Raw genomic sequence first — 25,213 nt, forward strand, 5'->3', positions numbered from 1 at the left:
AGACAACAGTCCGCCAAACCCAATAGGCAAGATGCACAGCTCTATGCCAAATGGCACAAACGTCCATTCTTGTGCCTAAATCTTGATTTATAGCTTGCGTCATTGACAACAAACTTACTGTGCAGATATATGGTATGACTTTTCACTTTTAGAAACTGTGATCTAGATCACAAAATTTGAAATACGATAAAATTCTTTTAGGCACGCTATCGCACTTACGATATATCACTATCAATATACTAACAATGCAACGGCCTCACAGGCGATGCCTTCACTTCGCCCTGTAAAACCTAATTTTTCCGTGGTCGTGGCCTTTACATTGACTTGCTCAATATCACATTGTAAATCCTCAGCAATTTTTACACGCATTGCATCAATATATGGGCGCATTTTGGGTGACTGAGCAATAATAGTTACATCAACATTCCCAATTTTATATCCCTTTTCTTGAACCTGACGAAAAGCTTCACGTAATAAACCACGACTATCTGCATTTTTATATTGCATATCTGTATCAGGGAAAAGTTTGCCAATATCGCCTAGTGCTGCCGCGCCTAAAATTGCATCAGTCAAGGCATGTAAAGCCACATCACCATCCGAATGTGCTATAAAACCAGTGTGATATGGTACTTCTACACCACCGATAATTAATGGGCGATTCTCTCCAAAAGCATGAACATCAAACCCATGTCCAATTCTCATCATAATTTATTCCTTGTTAAATAAAATTCAGCTAATGCCAAATCCTCGGGACGCGTGACTTTCAAATTATCACTACGACCAGCTACCAAGTGCGGTCGAAAACCCGCATGCTCCATTGCAGAAGCCTCATCCGTAATTTGAAGCCCTTGCTGTAGGGCTGTAGAAAGTGCTTTTTTCAAGCATTCCACTTGAAAAAATTGTGGTGTTTGAGCCTGCCAAAGCTGACTACGATCTTCAGTCACAACTATACGTTGTTGATTATCTGAACGCTTAATTGTGTCTGTTACGGGAATTGCTAAAATTGCCCCCTGTTCATCATCAATGGTTAATAATTTATCAATATCAGTATGCTGTAAACAAGGACGAGCCGCATCATGTACTAGTACCCAAGCATTTTTATCACAAATTGCATTCAAACCATTTAGCACTGATTCAGCCCTCGTTTCACCACCTTCTACCAATTGAATTTTAGGTGAAAGTGATAAATTGGCTATATAAGGATCATCTTTACTCACGACTAATATAATCTTCGAAATCGCTGTATGAGTTAGCATGATATCAAGCGTATGTTCTAACAACGTTTTACCTAACAACGCTAGGTATTGTTTTGGTTTATCCGCTTGCATACGCGAGCCTACTCCAGCTGCAGGTAATACAACAACAATTGGACGATCCATTATTTATTCTCTTTCACAATGTGATAAAACACTTCATTTTCTTTTACCATACCATGCTGCATCCTTGCTCGTTCTTCAATCGATTCAAACCCCTTTGTTAATCCTTGAATTTCCGCATTAATGCGTTGATTACGCTGGGAAAGTTTTTCATTTTCAGCATGATTTTCTACAATTTTTACCGCAGTTTCACGATAATCCCAAAATCCATTGCGTCCAAACCATAAATCATATTGAAACAGTGCCAATATGGCGAAAAGAATAAGAATCAAAAGTCGCATAATCTTTATGTTATACAAGAAAAATGCTGATAGTTTACCGTGAAAAAAGAGGAAAGGCGATAGCATAAAAAAATGCTGTACATATTCGTCACAAAATGAAAAGAAAAATGTGATCCATGTCACAAACTAAAGAGATATTCAGAGAAGATGAAGTAAAAAACCAAAAGACTTGATATACTCCCCACAGTATTTAACTGCCTTAATATGGAGAGTAATTTAACATGAAAACAACCTTAAAAATGACCGCACTTGCTGCAATTTCTGCTTTTGTTCTCGCTGGATGTAGTACTCATTCAATGGATTCAAAGGAACATGCTAATGCACAATTGCAACAACAAGCAGTTCTTGGATTAAACTGGATGCAAGATTCGGGTGAATACCAAGCATTAACTTATCAAGCATACAATGCAGCAAAAGTTGCCTTTGATCACGCAAAAGTTACTAAAGGAAAGAAAAAAGCGGTTGTTGTTGATTTAGATGAAACCATGTTAGATAACAGCCTTTATGCTGGTTGGCAAGTAAAAAACAATAAACCATTTGATGGAAAAGATTGGACGCGTTGGGTTGAAGCTCGCCAATCCCGAGCTATCCCTGGCGCAGTAGAATTTAATAATTATGTAAATTCACATAACGGTAAAATGTTTTACGTGACTAACCGTAAAGATAGCACAGAAAAAACCGGTACCATTGACGATATGAAACGTCTTGGCTTTAAAGGCTTAGATGATTCATCCTTTTACTTTAAAAAAGATAAATCTGCTAAAGCTGCGCGTTTTGCCGAGATTGAAAAACAAGGCTATGAGATTGTTCTTTACGCTGGCGATAACCTAGACGATTTCGGAGATACAGTCTACGGAAAAAGTAACAATGAACGTCGTTCATTTGTACAACAAAATCAGGCTAAATTTGGTAAAACCTTTATTGTATTACCAAATGCAAATTACGGTGGCTGGGAAGGTGGATTAGCTGACGGTTACTTTAAAAAAGATACCCAAGGCAAAATTAAAGCACGTCTAGATGCCGTACAAGCATGGGATGGTAAATAGTCTGTTATCATTAATAGTAGTTGATAAAAAATCTCCATTAAATGTTATTTAATGGAGATTTTATTTAACTTCTTGTTCTTGCAAATGCTGCCGCTTCTTCTATTAATTCATTACTTGGACGCTGATGCGTGTAAAGTTCAAATTGTTCAACCGCTTGTAAAACAATAACCTCAGCACCTGAAATAACCTTTTTCCCTTTAGATTCTGCATAACGGATAAAGGGGGTTTCAGCCGGAATAGCAACAACATCAAAAGCGATATTTGCAGCATTAATCATAGATTGTGGAAAAGCCAACTCAGTTTCTTCTTTTCCACCTTTCATGCCTATCGGGGTGACATTTACCAAAATTTCTGCACACTGATTTACCAACGAATCAATATATTCATAACCATAAAGTGCGGCTAAATATCGCCCTGTTTTTGCATTGCGAGCATAAATTTTAAGCTTCTCAAAGCCCCTATTTTTAAATGCAGCAACAACGGCCTTCGCCATCCCGCCACTGCCTTGTACAATCACGGAAGCATAATTATTCAGTTGATATTTCTCAATTAATTTTACAATAGCAATATAATCTGTGTTATAAGCACGTAAGAAACCATCATCATTCACAATAGTATTTACTGATTCTATCGCTTTTGCTGAAGAATGGATTTCATCTAAAAAAGGCATACAACTTTCTTTAAACGGCATAGAAACAGCACAACCACGAACACCTAATGCTCGTATACCTTTCACTGCATGTTCAATATCTTGTGTCGTAAAGGCTTTATAAATGAAATTTAACCCTAACTTTTCATATAAATAATTATGAAATGTGGTTCCAAAATTACCTGGTCGTCCTGACAACGACATACAGAGTTGAGTATCTTTATTTATCATTTTACTTTTCTAAATATTTAAATTCATACCATCATCAAGTCCAATAAAATATTGGTTCATATCAAATGCAGGTTTTGCAGCTTTATCTTGCCCAACAATTCTCGCCGGTACCCCAGCAGCTGTCGCGTATTCTGGTACAGGATGAAGCACGACTGAATTAGCCCCAATTTTGGCATATTTTCCAACTTCGATATTACCTAAAATTTTAGCACCAGCACCAATCATCACGCCCTCGCGTACTTTTGGATGACGATCACCAGATTCTTTACCTGTTCCGCCAAGTGTTACACCTTGCAAAATAGACACATCATTCTCAATTATAGAGGTCTCCCCTACGACAATTCCTGTGGCATGATCAAACATGATGCCATGACCAATTTTAGCTGCAGGATGAATATCTACATCAAAGGCTACTGAAATCTGATTTTGCAAATAAAGCGCAAGCGCTTTTCGATTCTGATTCCACAAATAATGTGTAATCCGATAACTCTGAATAGCATGGAAACCTTTTAAATAAAGTAATGGCGTAGTCCACAATTCCACCGCTGGATCGCGCTGACGCACAGCTTTAATATCACTTGCTGCACAATCAATAATTGAAGGATTAGCTTGATAGGCTTCTTCAATGATTTCTCGTAAAGAGATCGCTGGCATAATAGGATTCGCTAATTTATTAGCAAGTAAATAACTCAATGCACTACCAAGATTTTGATGTTTCAAAATAGTAGAGTGAAAGAAACTTGCTAACATAGGCTCATGCTCTGCGAGCATTTTGGCCTCTTGACGGATGTACTGCCATACCTCTAATGTCATATTATATCCCCTTTCTCCGCCCATTTTATTGGCAAGCCTGGCCATATCTTAATTTATCCAACAAAATTATAACGCAATATCAACTAAACATTAGCTAAACGAAATTGAAAAGGCACTATCACCCTTCCTTTTTCACTATTTTGTAATTGATAAAATTGCGGATAATTAAAATTACGCAAAATGATATTATAAGGATTATTATCTCCCTCATGCTTAGCATTTTGGTAAAGTTGATTAATCTCACGCACTTTATCATCCTTTTCACCATCACATCGGCGATAAATTTCAAGACGATTAGCTTCATCTAAAATATAAACATTAAAACTGTGATCTGGATTATCTTCAAAGAAAAACTGTAAGAAACCTTCTCGAGCAAACGCATCCATTTCTGCTGGATAACAACGGCTTTCTTGGGTCATTTCACTATCCTTAATAGGATTTTGTAAAACTTCATCAAAATCTACCGCACTTTTTATATCATCAAGCGCAGAATCATTCTGGATTTCTTGTAAAGTGATACCACGCTCTTCAAAGAAGAATTGCCAATTTTTACCGGCAACACGTAAACGAGAGGAATGACTTAATGACGTCTCTCCAACCTGAATACTCACACAACGATTAACTAACCCGCTAACAAGCTGGCATAAATCTTGTCTATAACGTTTGCTATAACAATATACTTGAATCGAATCAGGTCGATTCACTCCACGATAAATTTTGTTAGAAAGCACTTTTAGAGCAAGCAAAATCGCATTTTGACCTTCAAAATGAAGGGTACGAATTTCATTCCAAATATTACGATAAGTAAAATCAATACTTCCTACAAGGCTTTGCTCCATTGCACCAAAACTAAATAAATCTCTTGATGAAATATCTGTTAATACTTCTTCTACATTCGCTGTTGGATCTAACGTCAGATTAATAGCAATAAACAAACTACGAATTTCACACTGATTTAATAAATCACTATTACTTGGTTGAGGTGCGACAGTACTTGGAAATGCCACTCGAAGATTACTTACAAAACGATATAATGTTGCTGAACTCACTTTTTTACTGAAAATAGATAAGTGCGTCTTCTCAGTTAAAAGACGATTAAAATATGCCCATGCGACGAGTTTATTTAAGCTCTCACCATATTCAATCACTCGCTCTTTAGAAAACATAATATGATTTGGCGACTGATTAATAAGATACCAGCCATCTTTAAAATGCTTATTTCCTCGTACTTCTAAGAAGGTAATATGATCTTCCGACAAATTATGGGAAATTTGCGTGTTGAGTAAAGTGACCTTACCCGGAATTGCTTCAAAGGCCGTATAAAGTTTACGTGAAAGAATATTAATATCTTGTGGTACAACACTTGAGTGAATTCGATGTTTTCGAGCAAACTCAACTAAGTTACGGTAACTCAACATCAAAAACTTCACCACATTATCATGATTTTCTTTGACTGCTTTGATTTTCCAAAGTGGGCGACAATTAAGGAATTGTACAGTTTCATCAGACCATCCCCATTCCCGAGCCAAAATTTCCATATAACGGATACGCCAATTATCTGCTTGGTAAAGTGCAAGATCCTTCGTTGCTTTCACATAAAAACAACGACGTACAAAATCAAGGCGCTTAAATTCAGAAAGTGCGGTTAAATATTGAGTAACTTTTGAAAGGATAGCAATATAAGGATCAAAATGGTGATCTGGATTAGCACAACCTGAAAGTAAATCGCGTTTAAAGGTGCGTGCAATTAAACAGGTATTAGGATATTCTTTAGAATAAGCTTCTAGCAGTAAAATTTTGAGTACTGATTTATAAGGAGAATCAATTCCTTTATAAAGCTGCCATAAGCTAGCCCCAAAATATTCACTCGCCGAGAATTGACCTAAACCGCCAAAATCAACCCAATCATTTGGATCGAGTTCCCCAGATTCAATCAGTCGTTCAACTTCCTTTTCATAATCCTTTTCGTTTTCAACCCATAAATGTAGCCATAACAAAGGTTTACCCGCTAAACGAACTGCTGACCGATAAAATTCATCCAACAGCAACATATACTGTGCGGATCCACTATTTTCGGCGGTGAGTGAATCAGCATAATGTTCATGGCGAAAGCGTTGCTGATCTACTAAATAGAAATTAATTTCTACATTAAACTGAGTCGCCCATTCAGAAATACGTTTAGCTTTTTTGGTAATAAGTGCACATTCATCTGAACTAAGGCCATCACGGACACAAATCCAAGTATCTAAATCAGAAGATGAAGTTTGGCTAATAGAACCAAAACTCCCCATCACATACACACCTAAAATAGGAGGCAAAACAGATTGAAAATTTACCGCACTTTGATGATTTATATATTTACAATCGGCATAATTAATACCGTATTCATTAACAAGCCATCGCTTTTGATAATCAGAAATATGGAAACCGGAAACCCCTGATGGAGCATGAATGACATAGCCAGGAAGCTGTGGGTGATTACTCTGTAAAAGTAAAGGAACTATTGATAACACATGTTGAAACGCATCGCCAGAACCCAGTAACGCTCGTTCAAAACGACGTTTATCTAAAGCCTTTACCCATTGTTTGGCTCGTTCAAGATTATATTCCAAGCGGCGTCCTTACCAGAACAGCAAAAATTACTAAGTAATTTACCACTTGAGGTGTAGGAAAGCAAAAGAATTAAACGAAATAGCGCGGTACTATTCTATCATTCGATTTATTACACCTTAATCTAGAATATAGATGATTAAGGTGTAACATTTTCTTAACTAAGCATCCATCGACATACAGAGTAAGGTTAATGGGTGAATACAGGTCACATTGGATGACATATCAATTTGCCATTTACAGGTTTGGCATTCAGATATGACGTAATCAAACCCACCTTCGTTAATATTATCGAATAGGTTTTTACCAATAGATTGTGAAACCTCATAGTTTTCTGATTTAAAACCGTAAGTCCCAGCAATACCACAGCATTGGCTAGGTAACATAATGATTTCTAAACCAGGAATTTTTTTCAACACTTCCAAAGTATAAGGTGCCCAACCCGCCTTATCTACGTGACAAGCGGTGTGATAAGCCACTCGAAGTTTAAGTGGTTTCAACGGTAATGTTTTACCTTCTTTGAACAGTTGGTATAAGAATGGCGTCACCATATGAATATGCGGACGCACTTTAGCATTATCGATACCTAAAATATGATGGTATTCATCACGCAGATTAAGTGAACAACTTGATGCCTCACTTATCACATCTAGTCCATTTTCATCTACCATTTTTCCAATGTAATCGGTATTGAACCGTGCGATATTACGTGCACGTTCTGGGAAACCATTCACCATTAATGGTAAACCACAGCATTTTTCTTTTTCTAGTAACATCACTCCAATGTTCATCGCATTGAATACTTTAAGGAATTCTTTACCAAGCTGCGGATTATTGTAGTTCACATAACAACCATGATAATACGCGACTTTACGCTCAAATTTTTGTTGGCCTTGTAACGCATTTTTCATATACCAGCTGCGGAACGTGCCAAACGCATATTTAGGTAAAGTACGTTCTTTACTAATTTTAAGCGTTTTTTCCAACATAAATTTGGTAGCTTTTAGGCTTGTGATAGTGTTTACAATCGGCGCTAATGGCGTATTGATTTTCCCCATGACATCCGTGTTACTTAAAATCGCATCACGCAATTTATTCATTAACGGTTTTTTAGATTGTGCTAAGTGGTTATTACGTGCACGCACAATTAAATCACCGATTTTCACATCAGACGGACAAGCCACTTCACAACGTTTACAGTTGGTACAATATTTAAGTGCTTCATCGTAAAGTTCAGCAGATTTTAAGCGTAAACGCTCACCATCTGGGCCAGATTGTTTTGGACCAGGATAAAGCGGATTGTTGCGTGAAACCGGACAAACAGCGGTACAAGCCGTACATTTAATACAGCTTTCAAAACTTTCGTCGATATATTTATGGCTTTCAGGTGAATTTAGGGATTGTTTTGCACTATCAATGAGTCGTTGAATATTATTATCCATATTATTCCCCCTTATTTCGCCAAGATTTCATCAGCAACCGCCAAGGCAGTTACAACTGCGACACCCGAACCACAACCTAGTTCAAGCGCATTAAAACCACCAATTACATTACCGACGGCATATAAATTCGTTAAATATTGACCGCTCTTTTGCACTTGGCATTGCGCATTAATTGCCACACCAGCAGATTGATAAGGTTGTGGATGAGCAAAACGATGAGCAGTCCAAGTAAAACGATCTTTATCGTTAAACCCTTCAACACCGATAATATCGGATTCAAAAACCGGCTCATAAATTTTATCGAATTCAGAAATGAGTCCTTTACTGAAGAAACTGCCTGAAGCTAGTACGAAGTTATCTGCAGTAATTTCTTCATCTTCGAGCAAGCGAGTGTTGATACAACGTACTTGGTTTCCTTCAAATGTTGCGCTCAATGCACTATCACCGTTAATCATTAAACCACCAAGGGATTCAAATTTACGGCGTAATTGAATACGTTGACGCATACCAAGTAATGATGGTGGCAACGTTGGTAATTCAAATAATGCGAGTTTAGTTGCATCACGAAGTGCGGTCATAAATTCTTGGTTTTCTAAACCAAAACAAGCCGGTAAAAATACTGCTTCTGCACCTTGCGCTGATTCAATAATTTCTTTAACAAGATCATTAAACGCAAGTTTGTGCTCTAGAAGTTGAGAGATGTTTACACTGCGGAACTCACGAGCATTTTTACGAAGCTCGTCTAATTGTGGAATATTTAAGAAACCACTAGTCACCTCACAATGCTCAAATTGTGGGTTTAACACCAAATTTGCCGCCAAAAGTTGCGGTTGAAAATCGTGATAACCTTCAATACCAAGCACAGCAATACGTTTATGCGGAAAACGTTCATTGCCTTGTACAATTGGCACACTATTTGGTGAAAGCCACGCACCACGCAAACTGCCTAAGCCAGTTACACGCCAATGGTTCTTTTCCGTAGAACCAATTAAATCAAGATTTAATTCATTAGCTAAACGTTCAAAATCTTGCGCTTTAGCAAGTACTTTCTCTGCACCTAATAAACTATAAGGGTGAGCAGGTAATTCATTGCGAAGTGCGGTAATATTTTCTTTTAAATTTTCTACCGCGCGACCTTCTCCATTTGGAGTTGATGGTATACGGCTTAATAAATCTAAAGAGCCGGATGCAAAATCAATGGCTGCTTGACCGTTGTTGATTATCACGCAACGTTTGCCGCGTTGTTGAAGAGCGATACCACAGGTTAAACCCGCTAAACCACCGCCAATAATGGCTACATCAAAATTCATTGCTATCCGTCCCTTGTTGTGCTTGTTCATCAAGCGGTTTCACATCATTTAAACCTAATACGCTACCATACATCCAAGATGTAAATTCGGCTTCGCGAATAGCTTCACCCCAAGCAATCGGCTCAATACCGCGCCAGCGTTCTTCCATAAAGGCAGAAAGTTGAGTCGTTGATTGAGTTGGTGTTGCCACTTCAAAACGGTTCATTAAGCCAGCAGCACGACATGCACAAAGCTCAGCTTGGCAAGTACCCATACCAACACGAGTACGGCGACGTAAATCCACAATGTTATTTACGCCCAGTTCATCAATCGCATAGCGCACTTCGCCCGCCGTCACCGCTTCACATTCGCAAACCATTGAACGATCTAAACGTTCTTTTTCAAGCAAACGAGTAGCACGTGAACCATGACGATACACGGCGGAATAACGAATAGTACTTGGTAATGAAATGACTTTTTGATTGGTCTCTTGACGGCTTTCAGTAGAGCCTGGCAAAGGTTGCTCCGCAGTGACACAACGAGCCGTTTTATTGAGTTTTTTACAAACAAGGTCGGTCGCCCATTCAGCCATTAAACGATAAGTCATTAACTTACCGCCTGTAATAGTAATAAAGCCATCTAAGCCATCGCGTTCTGCGTGGTCAAGTAACACAATACCACGACTCACATTACGACCTGATGGATCATCATCACTCGCAACTAATGGACGCACCCCTGCATAAGCACGTAATACGCGAGTATGACGTAAACTCGGTGCAAGTTTTTCACCTTCACGGAAAAGAATATCCACCTCCTCTGGCGTCACTTGCATGTTATCGATTTGATCATAAGGCACACGACTTGACGTTGTACCAATAACACAAATTGTATCGCCTGGAACAAGAATATCCGCATCAGCTGGTTTACGGCAGCGGTTAATGACAAGTTTATTAATACGATGGCCCATTACGAGCAATGCACCTTTCGCAGGGAACATTTTGATTTTGAGATCGACATATTCCGCAATCCCTTGTCCCCAAATACCACCAGCATTCACAACCAACGGTGCAAAAAATTGGCGTTCTCTACGATTTTTATGATCGTACACATTCACACCAATCACTTTTCCACCTTCACGAATCAAATTTTTTACTTCGCAATAAGTGAACATTTTTGCGCCGTTTTCTGTCGCATCCATCATATTAGAGGCAGTTAAACGGAATGGGTCAATAGAACCATCTGGCACAACAACAGCGCCCACTAAATCTGGATTTACAGAAGGCTCCATAATTTTAGCTAAGTCAGGATCAATGGCTTGCGCATCAATTCCAGATTTTGCACAACTCTCAAGGAAGGTTTTTTGATAGTCGAGAGAATCTTCAGGCAAAGTGATAAATAAGCCTTCCGTTTCATCTACGCAATGGCGCGCAATTTTGCGCAAAATGCGGTTTTCTTTAATACATTCTTCAGCAGATTCTTGGTCGTTTACGGCATAACGTGCACCACTGTGTAATAATCCGTGGTTACGTCCTGTCGCACCCGTTGCGATGTCTCGGCGTTCCAATAAAATACAATCAATACCACGAAGTGCACAGTCACGCGCAATACCAGCACCCGTTGCGCCACCACCAATAATAATGACATCGGTACTGAGTGGCGAAAAATCTCCAACATCTTTGTACATGCTAGGCGATAATCCCATGTTTACCCCCAATTCCCAAAATTTAACAAAAAAGTAATATAAAAAATACAGAGAGTATTGTATTTAAGTATGCTTAAATTAACAACATTTTGAGCGGAAAAGAAAATGAATTTGTGAAGTTGATCACAATAATTTTCGCATTCGCTCAGACAAAGTAAAATTTTTGTGAAACACTTCACATTTTTGCATTTTACTACTTTCTTATTTTTTATTTTCTTTTATGATGCAGCACATCCCTTACTATCTGAAGGGTAAATTTCAATAACACATAATTACAAAGTTGGAGAAAAATTATGTTTGGTCCATTTAAACCCGCTCCGCATATTGCGGAACTTCCAGCGGAAAAAATTGATTCCACGTATAGACGCTTACGTTGGCAAGTATTCGCAGGGATCTTCTTTGGTTATGCCGCATACTATTTCGTGCGTGCAAACTTTGACTTAGCACAACCTGGTTTAATTCAAGCAGGTCTTTATACAAAAGCTGAGCTTGGTGTAATCGGTTCTGCAGCTGGTCTTGCTTACGGTTTATCAAAATTCGTCATGGCTGGTATGTCTGACCGTTCTAACCCTCGTGTATTCCTACCATTTGGTTTATTACTATCTGGTTTATGTATGACCTTAATGGGTCTATTCCCATGGGCAACCTCTGGCATCGCTATCATGTGGGCGATGATCTTCTTAAATGGTTGGTTCCAAGGTATGGGATGGCCTCCATGTGGTCGTACTATGGTGCACTGGTGGTCTAAATCTGAACGCGGTACTATCGTGTCAATTTGGAATACTGCGCACAATATCGGTGGTATGATGCCTGGTGCAATGGTGCTATTAGCAAGTGCCGTCTTCTTCAGCACTCATGGTATCGAAGCACAAGCAAAAGACATTTGGCAACAATCCCTATACTATCCGGGTATTGCAGCAATGATCTGTGCAATTCCAGTTTACTTCGTGATGCGTGATACTCCACAATCTTGTGGTTTACCATCTATCGAAAAATGGCGTAATGACTACCCTGATGACTATAACGAAAAAACTTACGAAAACGATTTAAGCACAAAAGAAATCTTCGTTACTTATGTATTGAAAAACAAATTGTTATGGTACATCGCACTTGCTAACGTGTTCGTATATTTAATCCGCTACGGTGTATTAAAATGGTCTCCGGTTTATTTGAGCGAAGTAAAACACTTCAACATCAAAGGTACCGCATGGGCGTATACAATCTATGAATTAGCAGCGGTTCCAGGTACATTATTATGTGGTTGGGTATCAGATAAAGTATTCAAAGGTAAACGTGGTTTAACTGGTTTCATCTTCATGATCTTAACAACTGCAGCGGTTATTGCGTACTGGATGAACCCTGCTACACCAGAAGCTGAATTAGCAAACTACAGCGCATGGTATCAAAACCCATACCAATTAACTGACTTCATTTTAATGACTTTAATCGGTTTCTTAATCTATGGTCCTGTAATGTTAATCGGTTTACATGCTCTTGAGTTAGCACCGAAAAAAGCAGCAGGTACTGCAGCAGGTTTCACCGGTTTATTCGGTTACTTAGGTGGTACAGTTTCTGCATCTGCAGTTATCGGTTGGGCTGCTCAACATTACGGATGGGACGGTGGTTTCTACGTAATGATCGGCGGTGGCGTATTAGCTGTGTTATTACTCTTAATCGTAATGGTTGAAGAAGGAAAACACAAAGCGAAATTAGGCGATACTTACGGTACTAAATAATTAGCTTAAAAAAGGCGACGGGCAAATTGCTTAGTCGCCTTTTTTGTAACTAAAATCTAAAAAAACCATAAAAATTTACCGCACTCTTAAGGAGAAAATACTTATGAAACTTAAAACTTTAGCGCTTTCTTTATTAGCAGCTGGCGTACTTGCAGGTTGCAGCAGCCATTCATCAAGCATGGCAAACACCCAAATGAAATCAGACAAAATCATTATTGCTCACCGTGGTGCTAGCGGTTATTTACCAGAGCATACTTTAGAATCTAAAGCACTTGCGTTTGCACAACATGCTGATTATTTAGAGCAAGATTTAGCCATGACTAAAGATGGTCGTTTAGTGGTTATTCACGATCACTTTTTAGATGGCTTGACTGATGTAGCGAAAAAATTCCCACATCGTCACCGTAAAGACGGTCGTTACTATGTCATCGACTTTACCTTGAAAGAAATTCAAAGTTTAGAAATGACAGAAAACTTTGAAACCAAAGATGGCAAACAAGCACAAGTTTATCCTGGTCGTTTCCCACTTTGGAAATCACACTTCAGAATTCACACCTTTGAAGATGAAATTGAATTTATCCAAGGCTTGGAAAAATCTACAGGCAAAAAAGTAGGGATTTATCCAGAAATCAAGGCACCTTGGTTCCACCATCAAAATGGCAAAGATATTGCCGTAGAAACGCTCAAAGTATTGAAAAAATATGGCTATGATAAGAAAACCGATATGGTTTACTTACAAACTTTCGACTTTAATGAGTTAAAACGTATCAAAACTGAATTACTTCCAAAAATGGGCATGGATTTGAAATTAGTTCAATTAGTGGCTTATACAGATTGGAAAGAAACGCAAGAAAAAGATGCGAAAGGTAAATGGGTAAACTACGATTACGATTGGATGTTTAAACCAGGTGCAATGGCAGAAGTGGTAAAATATGCTGATGGTGTTGGTCCGGGTTGGTATATGTTAGTAGATAAAGAAAAATCTAAACCAGGCAACATTGTATACACACCATTAGTAAAAGAGCTTGCTCAATACAAAGTTGAACTTCATCCATATACAGTGCGTAAAGACGCATTGCCAGAATTCTTCACAGATGTAAATCAAATGTACGATGCATTATTGAATAAATCAGGTGCAACAGGCGTATTTACTGATTTCCCAGATACTGGCGTGGAATTCTTAAAAGGGAAAAAATAATATCCCTCACAACCGTGGGTAAACATACCCACGGTTAACTAGGTTTCTATATTGTAGAAGCTAAAAATTTACTCTAACAGAGTAACATCATAATCAATCTAGGTGTTCTAACCTAGAATTCAAATAAGGAGGCTATTTCAAAACACTCCGTATTCTTTTTAATAAATTCTTCCCCTTTATTTAGGGAAAACACTCTTCATTTCAACCGCACTTCTAAGGAGTGATCTATGGATAAATCATTAAAAGCGAACTGTATTGGCGAGTTTTTAGGTACAGCCTTATTGATTTTCTTTGGTGTGGGCTGCGTTGCAGCACTAAAAGTAGCAGGCGCTAGTTTTGGCTTGTGGGAAATCAGCATTATGTGGGGGATGGGCGTTGCACTTGCAGTATATGCAACAGCTGGTTTATCTGGCGCACATTTAAACCCAGCAGTAACCATTGCCCTTTGGAAATTTGCTTGCTTTGATGGCAAAAAAGTAATTCCTTACATCATTTCACAAATGCTCGGCGCATTCTTTGCTGCAGCATTAGTTTATGCCTTATACCGCAATGTTTTTATCGATTATGAAACAGCCCACAATATTGTTCGCGGTACACAAGAAAGTTTAAGCCTTGCGGGTACATTCTCCACTTATCCTCATCCAAGTTTAAGCGTTGGTGGCGCCTTTGCTGTGGAATTTGTGATTACTGCAATTCTTATGGCATTAATTATGGCATTAACTGACGATGGAAACGGTGTACCTCGTGGTCCACTTGCCCCATTATTAATTGGTGTATTAATCGCGGTTCTCGGCGGTGCTATGGGCCCATTAACAGGTTTTGCCATGAATCCAGCACGTGACTTCGGACCAAAATTCTTTGCTTATCTCGCTGGCTGGGGCGAACTCGCTTTAACTGGCGGACGCGAAATCCCTTATTTTATCGTTCCAATGGTTGCACCCGTTTTAGGCGCATTAGCTGGTGCATGGTTATACAAAAAAGCAATTGGCGGCAATTTACCTTGTAATTGCGGCTGCGAATAATTATTTGAAGGAGTAATACTATGACAGACAAAAAATACATCATTGCATTAGACCAAGGCACAACAAGCTCTCGCGCAGTATTATTAGATCATAATGCGAATGTGGTTGAAATTGCACAACGTGAATTTACCCAAATCTACCCTCGAGCAGGCTGGGTAGAACATAACCCTATGGAAATTTGGGCAACTCAAAGCTCAACCTTAAACGAAGTCGTTGCCAAAGCGGGCATTACATCTGATGAAATTGCTGCTATCGGTATCACCAACCAACGTGAAACCACCATTGTATGGGAAAAAGCAACTGGTACGCCTGTTTATAACGCTATCGTATGGCAATGTCGCCGTACTGCAGACATTACCGATAAATTAAAAGCCGATGGTCATGAAGAATACATTCGCAATACCACAGGCTTAGTGGTTGACCCTTACTTCTCTGGTACAAAAGTGAAATGGATTTTGGATAATGTTGAAGGTGCTCGAGAAAAAGCAGAACGAGGCGAATTATTATTTGGTACCGTTGATACTTGGCTTGTATGGAAACTGACTCAAGGCCGAGTGCACGTAACCGATTACACCAATGCATCTCGTACCATGTTATTCAACATTCATACCAAACAATGGGACGACAAGATGCTTGAAATCTTGAATATTCCACGTTCAATGTTACCTGAAGTACGCAACTCTTCTGAAATTTACGGCCAAACCAATATCGGTGGTAAAGGCGGTGTTCGTATTCCTGTTGCAGGGATTGCAGGTGACCAACAAGCTGCACTTTACGGACATCTTTGCGTACATGCAGGCCAAGCCAAAAACACTTACGGCACAGGTTGCTTTATGTTGCTCCACACAGGTAACAAAGCTATTACATCCAAAAATGGACTTCTCACAACCATTGCTTGTAATGCAAAAGGCGAACCAGAATATGCCTTAGAAGGTTCAGTATTTATCGCGGGTGCATCAATCCAATGGCTCCGTGATGAACTCAAAATTGTTCACGATAGTTTTGACTCTGAATACTTTGCACAAAAAGTAACTGATAGTAATGGCGTATATGTTGTTCCAGCTTTCACTGGGTTAGGTGCACCATATTGGGATCCATATGCGCGCGGTGCAATTTTTGGCCTTTCTCGCGGTGCAAACCGTAATCATATTGTTCGTGCAACATTAGAATCTATTGCTTACCAAACCCGCGATGTCTTAGAGGCTATGCAATCAGATTCAGGTGAACGCTTACAATACCTCCGTGTAGATGGTGGCGCGACCAACAATAACTTCTTAATGCAATTCCAAGCTGATATTTTAGATGTAAATGTTGAGCGCCCAGTTGTAAAAGAAGTGACTGCGCTAGGCGCCGCTTACCTTGCAGGTTTAGCAACAGGCTTCTGGAAAGATTTAGACGAGCTTCGTGATAAAGCCCGTGTAGAACGCACTTTCAGCCCAGACAGCGACAATGAAAAACGCGAACGTCGCTACAAAGGCTGGAAAAAAGCCGTTAAACGCTCATTAGAATGGGCAAAAGAGGATGAAGAATAATTTTTTATTGCCTATTTTCAAATGTTCATTACTTCAAAACGATCGTAAGTGCGGTCGTTTTTTATTGGTTTTTTTATCTCAAATCAGTAAACTAAAGATATTATTTTCTCAATGGAGAATCATCATGAAACCTTATCTCATTGCCCCCTCTATTCTGTCTGCCGATCTTGCTCGACTTGGAGATGATGTACAACGTGTGCTTAATGCTGGCGCAGATGTCATTCATTTCGATGTGATGGATAACCATTATGTGCCTAATCTCACTTTTGGCCCCGCAGTATGCCAGTCCTTACGGGATTATGGGATTACCGCGCCAATTGATGTACATTTAATGGTAAAACCTGTGGATAGAATTATTCCTGACTTTGCCAAAGCTGGGGCAAACTATATTACATTTCATCCAGAATCTAGCGAACATATTGACCGCACTTTACAACTCATTCGTGATCACGGTTGTAAATCTGGTTTAGTTTTTAACCCCGCAACACCACTAAGTTATTTAGATTATGTGTTAGACAAAATTGACATTGTATTATTAATGTCAGTAAACCCAGGTTTTGGTGGTCAATCCTTTATTCCTGCAACCTTACAAAAACTTCAACAAGCACGTAAAATTATTGATAACAGTGGCTATGATATTCGTCTCGAAGTTGATGGTGGTGTTAAAGTCGATAATATTGCAGAAATTGCTGCTGCAGGTGCTGATATGTTTGTGGCGGGCTCAGCCATTTTTGGAAAATCCGATTATAGACAAGTAATAGATCAAATGCGTACACAATTATCAAATATGAAAGCCCAATAATATTTTTAGAAGAGATAACAAATGAATACACAATTTAAACTTATTGGATTTGATTTAGACGGAACCTTAGTAAATAGCCTGCCAGATTTAGCCTTATCAGTAAACTCTGCATTAACTGAATTTAGCTTACCTCAAGCATCCGAAGAATTAGTACTCACTTGGATTGGCAACGGTGCACCTGTCTTAATTGCCCGAGCATTAGATTGGGCTTGTGCTCAAAGCGGTCGAGAATTAACAGTGTCTGAGATTGAAAAAGTAAAAGCGCGGTTTAATTTTTACTACGGTGAAAATTTATGCAATATCAGCCGTTTATATCCCAATGTGAAGGAAACTTTAGAAAATTTAAAAGAAAAAGGCTATACGCTTGCAGTCGTAACAAATAAGCCAACACGTCATGTTCAACCTGTGTTGTCCGCATTTAGTATTGATCATTTATTTAGCGAAATGCTTGGTGGACAATCACTACCTGCAATCAAACCCCATCCAGGGCCACTTTATTATTTATGTGGGAAATTCGGTGTTGAACCACGCCAAATACTTTTTGTTGGTGATTCTAAAAATGATATTCTTGCTGCACACGCAGCAGGTTGCCCCGCTGTCGGATTAACCTATGGGTATAACTATAATATGCCTATTAGCGATTCCAACCCAGATTGGGTATTCGATGATTTTTCTCAGTTACTAACAATTTTGTAAGATATCTTTAAAATAGGGCGGCAGTTTTCCGCCCTAACTCAATCTAAAGATTCAACATTCCTTCCAACGTTTCCTGCGCAATCATCCAATCTGCTTCCACTATTTCTAACGACTTTTTCACTGTCACTTGTTCATTCAAAAGTGCGGTTAATTTTTCTTTATTTTCTGCATTATAAAGCTCTGAATCCGACAGCTGATTTTCGATCTCTACAAGTTGTTGAGAGTACTTATCCATTTTGTCTTCCAACTGAACAATTTTTTTACGAAATGGTGCGGTTTGTTGACGTAATTCCGCCTCACGGCGTTTTTGTTCTTTACGATTTTGGTTAGAAGTAGCATTTTCTGTAGCTTCAATTTCATCATTAGATTTGGATATCAATTGACTATTTTGTTCGGTTAACCATTTCTGATAATCGTCTAAGTCCCCCTTAAATTCTTCCACTTGTTTATCATGTACTAAATAAAATTCTTCTACCGTATTACGTAGTAAATGACGATCGTGAGAGACAACAACTAGCGAACCTTCGTAATCAACCAAGGCTTCTGTTAAAGCTTGGCGCATATCTAAATCCAAGTGGTTAGTTGGCTCATCCAATAACAGCAAATTTGGGCGTTGCCATACAATTAATGCTAAAACTAATCTCGCTTTTTCACCACCGGAAAAGGACTTCACCGCTTGATTCACTTTATCTCCGTGAAAAGCAAAACTACCAAGATAATCACGTACCTGTTGTTCAGTTTGTTCTGGTGCGATTTTTTGCATATGCCAAAGCGCAGATTCTTCCGCACGAAGCGTATCCAACTGATGTTGAGCAAAATAACCAAGCTGTACACCTTTAGCAAGTTGAACATTGCCTGAAAGTGCGGTCAGCTCTCCAGCTAAAAGTTTAATCAAAGTTGATTTACCTGCACCATTTTTCCCCAATAAACCAATGCGTGAACCTGGCACAAGATTAAGTTTAATTTTACTCAAAATTTCAACCACACTTTCCCCTTCTCCATAACCCGCACTAGCTTGTTCAATCATCACTAAAGGGCTTGGCAAAGTAGCAGGGGAACGAAATGCAAAGGTGAAGGGATTATCTGCATAAGCTGGTGCAATAAGTTCCATTCGTTCTAACGCTTTCACTCGACTTTGCGCCTGTTTTGCCTTAGTCGCTTTTGCCTTAAAGCGATCAATATAGTTTTGTAAATGAGCAATTTTTTGTTGTTGCTGTCGATACATCGCAACCTGTTGTGCAAGTTTAGTCGCGCGCTGCACCTCAAAAGACGAATAATCACCGGTGTATTCATTCAGTTTTTGATGTTCAATATGCAAAATTTTATTCACGATCGGATCAAGAAAATCACGGTCGTGAGAAATCAGCACCAATGTACCTTGATAATTCACTAACCAACGTTCCAACCAAATCACTGCCTCCAAATCTAAGTGGTTCGTCGGCTCATCAAGTAACAATAAATCTGACGGGCAAAGCAACGCCTGTGCTAAATTCAATCTCATTCGCCAACCACCGGAGAAGGATTTCACAGCATGACTGGTTTCTACCTGAGTAAAGCCCAAACCATGTAAAAGTGTTTCCGCACGAGAGCGAATTGTCCACGCATTAATAGCATCAAGTCTATCGTGAATACGTGCAATCGCATTACCATCGTTTTGTTCATTCGCCCAAGCTAATTCTTGCTGTAAGCGGCAATATTCTCGATCACCTTGAATTACATAATCAATTGCAGAAACATCCAGTGCAGGCGTTTCTTGATTCACCCAAGATACCGCCCAATTTGATGGATAAGTCACATCTCCGCCTTCTGGCTGAAGTTCTTTTTTTAACAACGCCAAAAGAGAGGATTTACCACAACCATTTTTACCCACTAAACCAACTTTTTGTTTAGGGGTAATCGTAGCTACCGCATTGTCGAGTAATTCCGTTTGTCCACGCTTTAAGGAAATATTATTAAATACAATCATTTTTCTAAAACACATCTTAATTTTTGCTTATTTTGCAACATTATGTTCAATATGCAAAACTTATTACAAAATCAATTTCAATCAGTAAGAAATAACTACTTACGGCAGATTTATTTTGTTGTTACTAGGCAAATTAGGTAGAATAAGCCAAATTTTATACTGGAGATTATGAATGAAAAAACAAGCAATTTTAGCCGCACTTTTAGGTACATTCTTACTAACAGGATGTGCAAATAAACCTGATGGAGAACGTAATGACTCCCTTGAAGGGTTCAATAGAACAATGTGGAAGTTTAACTATAATGTGATGGATCGTTATGTTCTTGAACCTGTAGCTAAGGGCTGGAATAATTACGTCCCTAAGCGCGTTTCTTCAGGCCTTACAAGTATGGCGAACAATCTTGATGAGCCTGTAAGCTTTGTAAACCGATTAATTGAAGGTGAACCGAAAAAAGCCTTTGTACATTTTAACCGTTTTTGGATCAACACTATATTTGGTTTAGGTGGTTTTGTTGATTTTGCGAGTGCAAGTAAAGAATTACGCATTGATCACCAACGCGGATTTGGTGAAACACTTGGAAGCTATGGCGTTGATGCTGGCACATATATTGTTTTACCTATCTATAATGCCACTACACCGCGCCAATTAACTGGTGCCGTAGTAGATGCCGCTTATATGTATCCTTTCTGGGAATGGATAGGCGGGCCATGGTCCCTCGTTAAATATGGTGTTCAAGCTGTAGATACCCGTGCTAAAAATCTCGATAACGCAGAGCTATTACGTCAAGCCCAAGATCCATACGTAACATTTCGCGAGGCTTATTACCAAAATCTTCAATTCAAGGTCAGTAATGGAAAATCTGAAGATCATCAAGAGACACTTCCTGATGATGTGCTAAAAGAAATTGATCAATAAACAAAAGTGCGGTAATTTTCTCCGCACTTTCATCAATCAAGGAGAAAACCATGACAACAATTATTCATACCGAGCATGCCCCTGCAGCAATTGGCCCTTATGTTCAAGCCATTGATTTAGGCAATTTAGTACTTACATCGGGTCAAATTCCTGTCAATCCAACAACAGGAGATATACCAACAGATATCGTAGCGCAAGCACGCCAATCCTTAGAAAATATAAAAGCAATCATTGAACAAGCAGGTTTAACTGTAGCAGATATTGTCAAAACAACAGTTTTTGTAAAAGATCTCAATGACTTCGCAACAGTAAATGCTGAATATGAACGTTTTTTCAAAGAAAATCATCATCCTCACTTTCCCGCACGCTCTTGCGTAGAAGTAGCGCGATTACCAAAAGATGTAGGGTTAGAAATTGAAGCCATTGCAATACGAAAATAATAACTTCTGCAACCAATTATCAAAAATGCGGTCATAAACTTGCGTGTTTCTGACCGCATTTTTATATAAATATTTCTATTCTACCTTGAATTTTAATAACCCTTCCCCACTAAAAGAGGAAGATTAATCCTAACTTAGAGAGAACATATTATGATGCGTATTCTTCTTTTCCTTGCTACCAATATGGCCGTTATGTTGGTGTTGGGAATTATTTTAAGTGTCACAGGTATAGCTGGAAACAGTACCAGTGGTATTTTAATTATGGCCTTACTATTTGGTTTTGCCGGATCTTTGATTTCTTTATTTCTGTCAAAAACAATGGCATTGCGTTCAGTTGATGGCGAAGTTATTACTCAACCTCGTAACCAAACAGAACATTGGTTAATGGACACCGTTGCTCGACAAGCACAACTTGCGGGGATTCCAATGCCAGAAGTAGCAATTTACCATTCACCAGATGTCAACGCTTTTGCAACAGGTGCAACAAAAAGTAATTCATTAGTCGCAGTGAGTACTGGCTTATTGAATAACATGACAGAAGCCGAAGCGGAAGCCGTACTTGCTCATGAGATTTCTCATATAGCAAATGGTGATATGGTAACTATGGCTTTATTACAAGGTGTGTTAAATACTTTTGTAATTTTCTTATCACGTATTATTGCAACAGCAGTCGCAAGCTCACGTAATAATAACGGTGAGGAAACGCGTAGTTCTAGCTTATATTTTTTAGTGTCAATGGTGTTAGAGATGGTATTTGGCGTACTTGCCAGCATTATTGCAATGTGGTTCTCACGTTATCGTGAATTTCGAGCCGATGCGGGTTCTGCAAGCCTTGTCGGCAAAGAAAAAATGATTATGGCATTACAGCGTTTACAACAATTACATGAACCACAAAACCTTGAAGGCTCACTCAATGCTTTCATGATTAACGGTAAACGTAGTGAACTCTTTATGAGTCATCCACCGCTTGAAAAACGCATTGAAGCATTACGTAATCTTTAAAAAATAGATAAAAAATCGGTCACCCTTTCATGATGACCGATTTTTTTATTTTCCTTTCTTCACCCAATATTTGAATGGCGGTGCTCCTACTTCACTTTGCAACAACGTATGATCCATAAATTGACAAAAACTAGGAATATCACGTGTTGTGGCCGGATCATCAGCAATAATAAGTAATACCTCTCCCTCATTTAAATGACGAATATTTTTACGTACAAGCATGACCGGTTCTGGGCAACGAAGCCCCATAGTATCAAGAGTTTGAGTAATAATAATTTCAGACATTTTCTTTTTTATCATTAAAAATGTGCGGTAAAAACCACAGTATTTTTACCGCCCTATATAACTTAGCTTAACGTCTTGGTAAATAACGAATAGGATCAACTGATTTACCTTTATAACGAATCTCAAAATGAAGTTTCACAGTATTTGTACCGGAGCTACCCATTTTTGCGATTTCTTGACCAGCTTTGACTTCTTGTTGATCGGTTACAAGAATTTTGTCGTTATGCGCATAAGCACTTAAGAAATCATCATTATGTTTGATGATGATTAAATTACCGTAACCACGTAAAGCATTGCCAGCATACACAACGCGACCTGATGCAGCTGCTTTTACAGACTGTCCACGAGAACCACTAATATCAATTCCTTTATTTCCACCATCAGTATCTGAGAAACCTTGGATAATATTACCTGAAGTCGGCCATTGCCATGCAACATTCGATGCGATTGGCGCAACAACATTGGCATTAATCGGTGTACTATTGGTGTTATCTACTGGCGTAGTTGGTACTGATGGCGTTGTCGCAGGAGCAACTGGTGTTGTCGCAACCGGTACCATTGCTGGTGCGCTATTCGCTACACCTGCACCAGATTTAATTGGGCCAATGATTGTTCCATCTGATCCTATTTGCGTACCGTTTGCGCCTGGCGTATAGGTGACTACCGATTCTGCTGGTGCTGTCGGTACAGCCGCAGTAGTTGTTGTCGTTGCTGCCGCAGGTTGTTTTACAGGAACCGTTGTTGTCACGGTTTTTGTACCACAATTAGAGATTTTTAAAGTTTGTCCTAGACTCAAACTATAAGGCTCAGTCATGTTGTTCAATGCAGCTAATTCTTTTACATCAATCCCCGCCAAGTAGGCTATTAAGAACATGGTATCGCCTTTGTTCACTTTATAGGTATTGCCTTTGTAAGAGCCTTTTTCAATTTGGCTATAATCTGGTGCATTGGTATTTGGATTGCGTGGAACATTAATATGTTGCGAACCTACGCAATCAGAAACAGTTTTAGTGATGGTTTTTGTTTGCACAGCTGGCGCTGGAGCTGGTGTTGGCGCTACTGGTTTTTGAGCTGGCTGAAACGCTGGCTGTGCAGGTTTAAATGCCGGCTGAGCAGGCGTCGCTGGCATAGTAGGCTGTTGATAGGTTGGTTGGAAATTTGGCTGTGGAGTTTGCATGCCTGTTGGTACGCCACCCATCGCGGGTACCGTGTTTTTTTGAATTTCAGGTTGCCAAGAACCACCCGCACTTTCACCATTTACGGGTTGCATGATACCAGGTGAAAGATTGCCATCAGCATTGCTGATTGGAGCGGGAGAATTAGAGGTACAAGCCGATAATACAACAAGACTCAAAGGGAGTAAGAGAAATGATTTTTTCATAGTAATTCCTTATTGTTCCTCTATTATTTCGTTTGCGCTGGCATTGTGTTTTTTTGAATTTCTGGCATAAAGCTACCGCCAGCAACAGCACCTGTGCCTTCTACTGGTTGCATGATGCCGTTTGGCAACGCGTCTGGATCTTTTACTTGTTCTGATGCACATCCAGCTAATACTAATCCAGTCATTAAAATAAGACCTAATTTATTCATTTTTTATCCTAGTTTTTCAATATAAAGTAAGTAATGACAGCCAGCACAACGACTGACCAACCAATAATTTCAATAGATCTTCGCAATTTTGCTGCGAATTTTTCACCGCCCCACGCGGCTAATTTTGCCACCAGCAAGAAACGCGCTAAACGTGAAACAAATGCCGTGATGGCAAAAGGGAAAAATGCCATTTGCATTACGCCAGAGCAGAGAGTAAACACCTTATAAGGAATTGGGCTAAACCCAGCCACAAACACAACTAATACGCCCCATTGCTCAAACCAATTTATGGCTTTTGCCCAATGCGCACTATATCCCCATTGTTGTACAATGTTTTCCACCCAGTCCGTTGCATAATAACCAATTGCATAACCGATAACCCCACCGATGACAGAAGAAATTGCCGTATAAAATGCAAATTTCACCGCACTTTTTGGCTTTGACATAGACATTGGGATCAACATCACATCAGGCGGAATAGGAAAAAATATCGCCTCGATAAAACTAACAAAAGAGAGCCAGAAAGTCGCAAAACGGTGCGTTGACCATTGCATGGTTTTATCGTACATCGTGCCGAAAATTTTCATAT

At 39.2% G+C, this 25,213-nt stretch carries 24 protein-coding genes; 10 read left to right on the forward strand and 14 right to left on the reverse strand.

Going from position 1 to position 25,213, the window contains the following annotated elements; genetic code table 11:
* Positions 1 to 231: 231 nt before the first annotated feature.
* The 3 genes from ispF to ftsB are packed head-to-tail and all read right to left on the reverse strand — an operon-like array spanning position 232 to position 1,657.
* Entirely contained in the window at positions 232 to 705 is a 474-nt protein-coding gene (gene ispF / locus KP710_RS08630; protein WP_048953086.1) for a 2-C-methyl-D-erythritol 2,4-cyclodiphosphate synthase, read from the reverse strand.
* Entirely contained in the window at positions 702 to 1,379 is a 678-nt protein-coding gene (ispD, locus tag KP710_RS08635; RefSeq protein WP_048953087.1) for a 2-C-methyl-D-erythritol 4-phosphate cytidylyltransferase, read from the reverse strand. Before ispD ends, ispF begins: the two co-directional genes overlap by 4 nt.
* Positions 1,379 to 1,657, reverse strand: a complete 279-nt coding sequence (gene ftsB, locus KP710_RS08640) for a cell division protein FtsB (protein WP_048953088.1) — start codon at positions 1,655 to 1,657, stop codon at positions 1,379 to 1,381. The genes ispD and ftsB overlap by 1 nt, the downstream gene beginning before the upstream one ends.
* A 221-nt stretch (positions 1,658 to 1,878) precedes the next feature.
* Between ftsB and KP710_RS08645 the strand changes: the two genes are divergently transcribed.
* Positions 1,879 to 2,703, forward strand: a complete 825-nt coding sequence (locus tag KP710_RS08645) for a 5'-nucleotidase, lipoprotein e(P4) family (protein ID WP_048953089.1) — start codon at positions 1,879 to 1,881, stop codon at positions 2,701 to 2,703.
* Positions 2,704 to 2,767: 64 nt separating this feature from the next.
* Here the strand turns inward: KP710_RS08645 and KP710_RS08650 are convergent, their stop codons facing one another.
* The 6 genes from KP710_RS08650 to glpA all read right to left on the reverse strand — a co-directional run bounded on the left by KP710_RS08650 (position 2,768) and on the right by glpA (position 11,439).
* The gene (locus KP710_RS08650; RefSeq protein ID WP_048953090.1) at positions 2,768 to 3,583 is read right to left on the reverse strand and encodes a shikimate 5-dehydrogenase; all 816 of its coding nucleotides are present in this window, start codon (positions 3,581 to 3,583) and stop codon (positions 2,768 to 2,770) included.
* Between the two features lie 9 nt (positions 3,584 to 3,592).
* Positions 3,593 to 4,396: a serine O-acetyltransferase gene (gene cysE, locus KP710_RS08655; protein ID WP_048953091.1), complete on the reverse strand. Its 804-nt coding sequence runs from the start codon at positions 4,394 to 4,396 to the stop codon at positions 3,593 to 3,595.
* 83 nt (positions 4,397 to 4,479) lie between these two features.
* On the reverse strand, positions 4,480 to 7,008 hold the full coding sequence (locus tag KP710_RS08660; RefSeq protein WP_048953092.1) for a class I adenylate cyclase: 2,529 nt from the start codon (positions 7,006 to 7,008) through the stop codon (positions 4,480 to 4,482).
* A gap of 159 nt (positions 7,009 to 7,167) precedes the next feature.
* On the reverse strand, positions 7,168 to 8,448 hold the full coding sequence (gene glpC / locus KP710_RS08665) for an anaerobic glycerol-3-phosphate dehydrogenase subunit GlpC (RefSeq protein WP_048953093.1): 1,281 nt from the start codon (positions 8,446 to 8,448) through the stop codon (positions 7,168 to 7,170).
* Positions 8,449 to 8,459: 11 nt separating this feature from the next.
* Positions 8,460 to 9,758: a glycerol-3-phosphate dehydrogenase subunit GlpB gene (gene glpB / locus KP710_RS08670; protein WP_048953094.1), complete on the reverse strand. Its 1,299-nt coding sequence runs from the start codon at positions 9,756 to 9,758 to the stop codon at positions 8,460 to 8,462.
* Positions 9,748 to 11,439: an anaerobic glycerol-3-phosphate dehydrogenase subunit A gene (gene glpA, locus KP710_RS08675; protein ID WP_048953095.1), complete on the reverse strand. Its 1,692-nt coding sequence runs from the start codon at positions 11,437 to 11,439 to the stop codon at positions 9,748 to 9,750. Before glpA ends, glpB begins: the two co-directional genes overlap by 11 nt.
* Before the next feature lie 293 nt (positions 11,440 to 11,732).
* Between glpA and glpT the strand changes: the two genes are divergently transcribed.
* The 6 genes from glpT to KP710_RS08705 all read left to right on the forward strand — a co-directional run bounded on the left by glpT (position 11,733) and on the right by KP710_RS08705 (position 18,425).
* Positions 11,733 to 13,175, forward strand: a complete 1,443-nt coding sequence (gene glpT / locus KP710_RS08680; RefSeq protein ID WP_048953096.1) for a glycerol-3-phosphate transporter — start codon at positions 11,733 to 11,735, stop codon at positions 13,173 to 13,175.
* Between the two features lie 103 nt (positions 13,176 to 13,278).
* Positions 13,279 to 14,373, forward strand: a complete 1,095-nt coding sequence (gene glpQ / locus KP710_RS08685; RefSeq protein ID WP_048953097.1) for a glycerophosphodiester phosphodiesterase — start codon at positions 13,279 to 13,281, stop codon at positions 14,371 to 14,373.
* Between the two features lie 227 nt (positions 14,374 to 14,600).
* Entirely contained in the window at positions 14,601 to 15,395 is a 795-nt protein-coding gene (locus KP710_RS08690; protein WP_048953098.1) for an MIP/aquaporin family protein, read from the forward strand.
* Between the two features lie 20 nt (positions 15,396 to 15,415).
* Entirely contained in the window at positions 15,416 to 16,927 is a 1,512-nt protein-coding gene (glpK, locus tag KP710_RS08695; RefSeq protein WP_005635293.1) for a glycerol kinase GlpK, read from the forward strand.
* 124 nt (positions 16,928 to 17,051) lie between these two features.
* On the forward strand, positions 17,052 to 17,729 hold the full coding sequence (gene rpe / locus KP710_RS08700; RefSeq protein WP_048953099.1) for a ribulose-phosphate 3-epimerase: 678 nt from the start codon (positions 17,052 to 17,054) through the stop codon (positions 17,727 to 17,729).
* Between the two features lie 21 nt (positions 17,730 to 17,750).
* A complete protein-coding gene (locus KP710_RS08705; RefSeq protein ID WP_048953100.1) occupies positions 17,751 to 18,425 on the forward strand; it encodes a phosphoglycolate phosphatase in 675 nt (224 codons plus the stop codon).
* Positions 18,426 to 18,468: 43 nt separating this feature from the next.
* Here the strand turns inward: KP710_RS08705 and KP710_RS08710 are convergent, their stop codons facing one another.
* Positions 18,469 to 20,391 carry an ABC transporter ATP-binding protein gene (locus tag KP710_RS08710; RefSeq protein ID WP_048953123.1) on the reverse strand — a complete coding sequence of 641 codons (1,923 nt, stop codon included), beginning with the start codon at positions 20,389 to 20,391 and terminating at the stop codon, positions 18,469 to 18,471.
* Positions 20,392 to 20,563: 172 nt separating this feature from the next.
* Between KP710_RS08710 and KP710_RS08715 the strand changes: the two genes are divergently transcribed.
* The 3 genes from KP710_RS08715 to htpX all read left to right on the forward strand — a co-directional run bounded on the left by KP710_RS08715 (position 20,564) and on the right by htpX (position 22,749).
* Positions 20,564 to 21,307, forward strand: a complete 744-nt coding sequence (locus KP710_RS08715; protein WP_048953101.1) for an MlaA family lipoprotein — start codon at positions 20,564 to 20,566, stop codon at positions 21,305 to 21,307.
* A gap of 50 nt (positions 21,308 to 21,357) precedes the next feature.
* The gene (locus KP710_RS08720; protein WP_215771101.1) at positions 21,358 to 21,747 is read left to right on the forward strand and encodes a RidA family protein; all 390 of its coding nucleotides are present in this window, start codon (positions 21,358 to 21,360) and stop codon (positions 21,745 to 21,747) included.
* A 147-nt stretch (positions 21,748 to 21,894) separates the two neighbouring features.
* The gene (htpX, locus tag KP710_RS08725) at positions 21,895 to 22,749 is read left to right on the forward strand and encodes a protease HtpX (RefSeq protein ID WP_164994248.1); all 855 of its coding nucleotides are present in this window, start codon (positions 21,895 to 21,897) and stop codon (positions 22,747 to 22,749) included.
* Positions 22,750 to 22,794: 45 nt separating this feature from the next.
* On the opposite strand, the gene tusA is transcribed toward htpX, so the two are convergent.
* The 4 genes from tusA to KP710_RS08745 all read right to left on the reverse strand — a co-directional run bounded on the left by tusA (position 22,795) and on the right by KP710_RS08745 (position 25,211).
* Positions 22,795 to 23,034, reverse strand: a complete 240-nt coding sequence (gene tusA / locus KP710_RS08730; RefSeq protein WP_048953104.1) for a sulfurtransferase TusA — start codon at positions 23,032 to 23,034, stop codon at positions 22,795 to 22,797.
* A 67-nt stretch (positions 23,035 to 23,101) separates the two neighbouring features.
* Complete coding sequence (gene nlpD / locus KP710_RS08735; RefSeq protein ID WP_048953105.1) at positions 23,102 to 24,415, reverse strand: murein hydrolase activator NlpD; 1,314 nt, start codon at positions 24,413 to 24,415, stop codon at positions 23,102 to 23,104.
* 23 nt (positions 24,416 to 24,438) lie between these two features.
* Positions 24,439 to 24,624 (reverse strand): hypothetical protein, encoded by a 186-nt coding sequence (locus KP710_RS08740; RefSeq protein WP_048953106.1) that lies wholly within the window; start codon positions 24,622 to 24,624, stop codon positions 24,439 to 24,441.
* 8 nt (positions 24,625 to 24,632) lie between these two features.
* Positions 24,633 to 25,211, reverse strand: coding sequence for a YqaA family protein (locus KP710_RS08745; RefSeq protein ID WP_048953107.1), 579 nt, complete (start codon positions 25,209 to 25,211; stop codon positions 24,633 to 24,635).
* Positions 25,212 to 25,213: the final 2 nt, after the last annotated feature.

The sequence above is a fragment of the Haemophilus sp. SZY H35 genome (assembly GCF_018829705.1).
Taxonomy (GTDB): Bacteria; Pseudomonadota; Gammaproteobacteria; order Enterobacterales; family Pasteurellaceae; genus Haemophilus; species Haemophilus haemolyticus_K.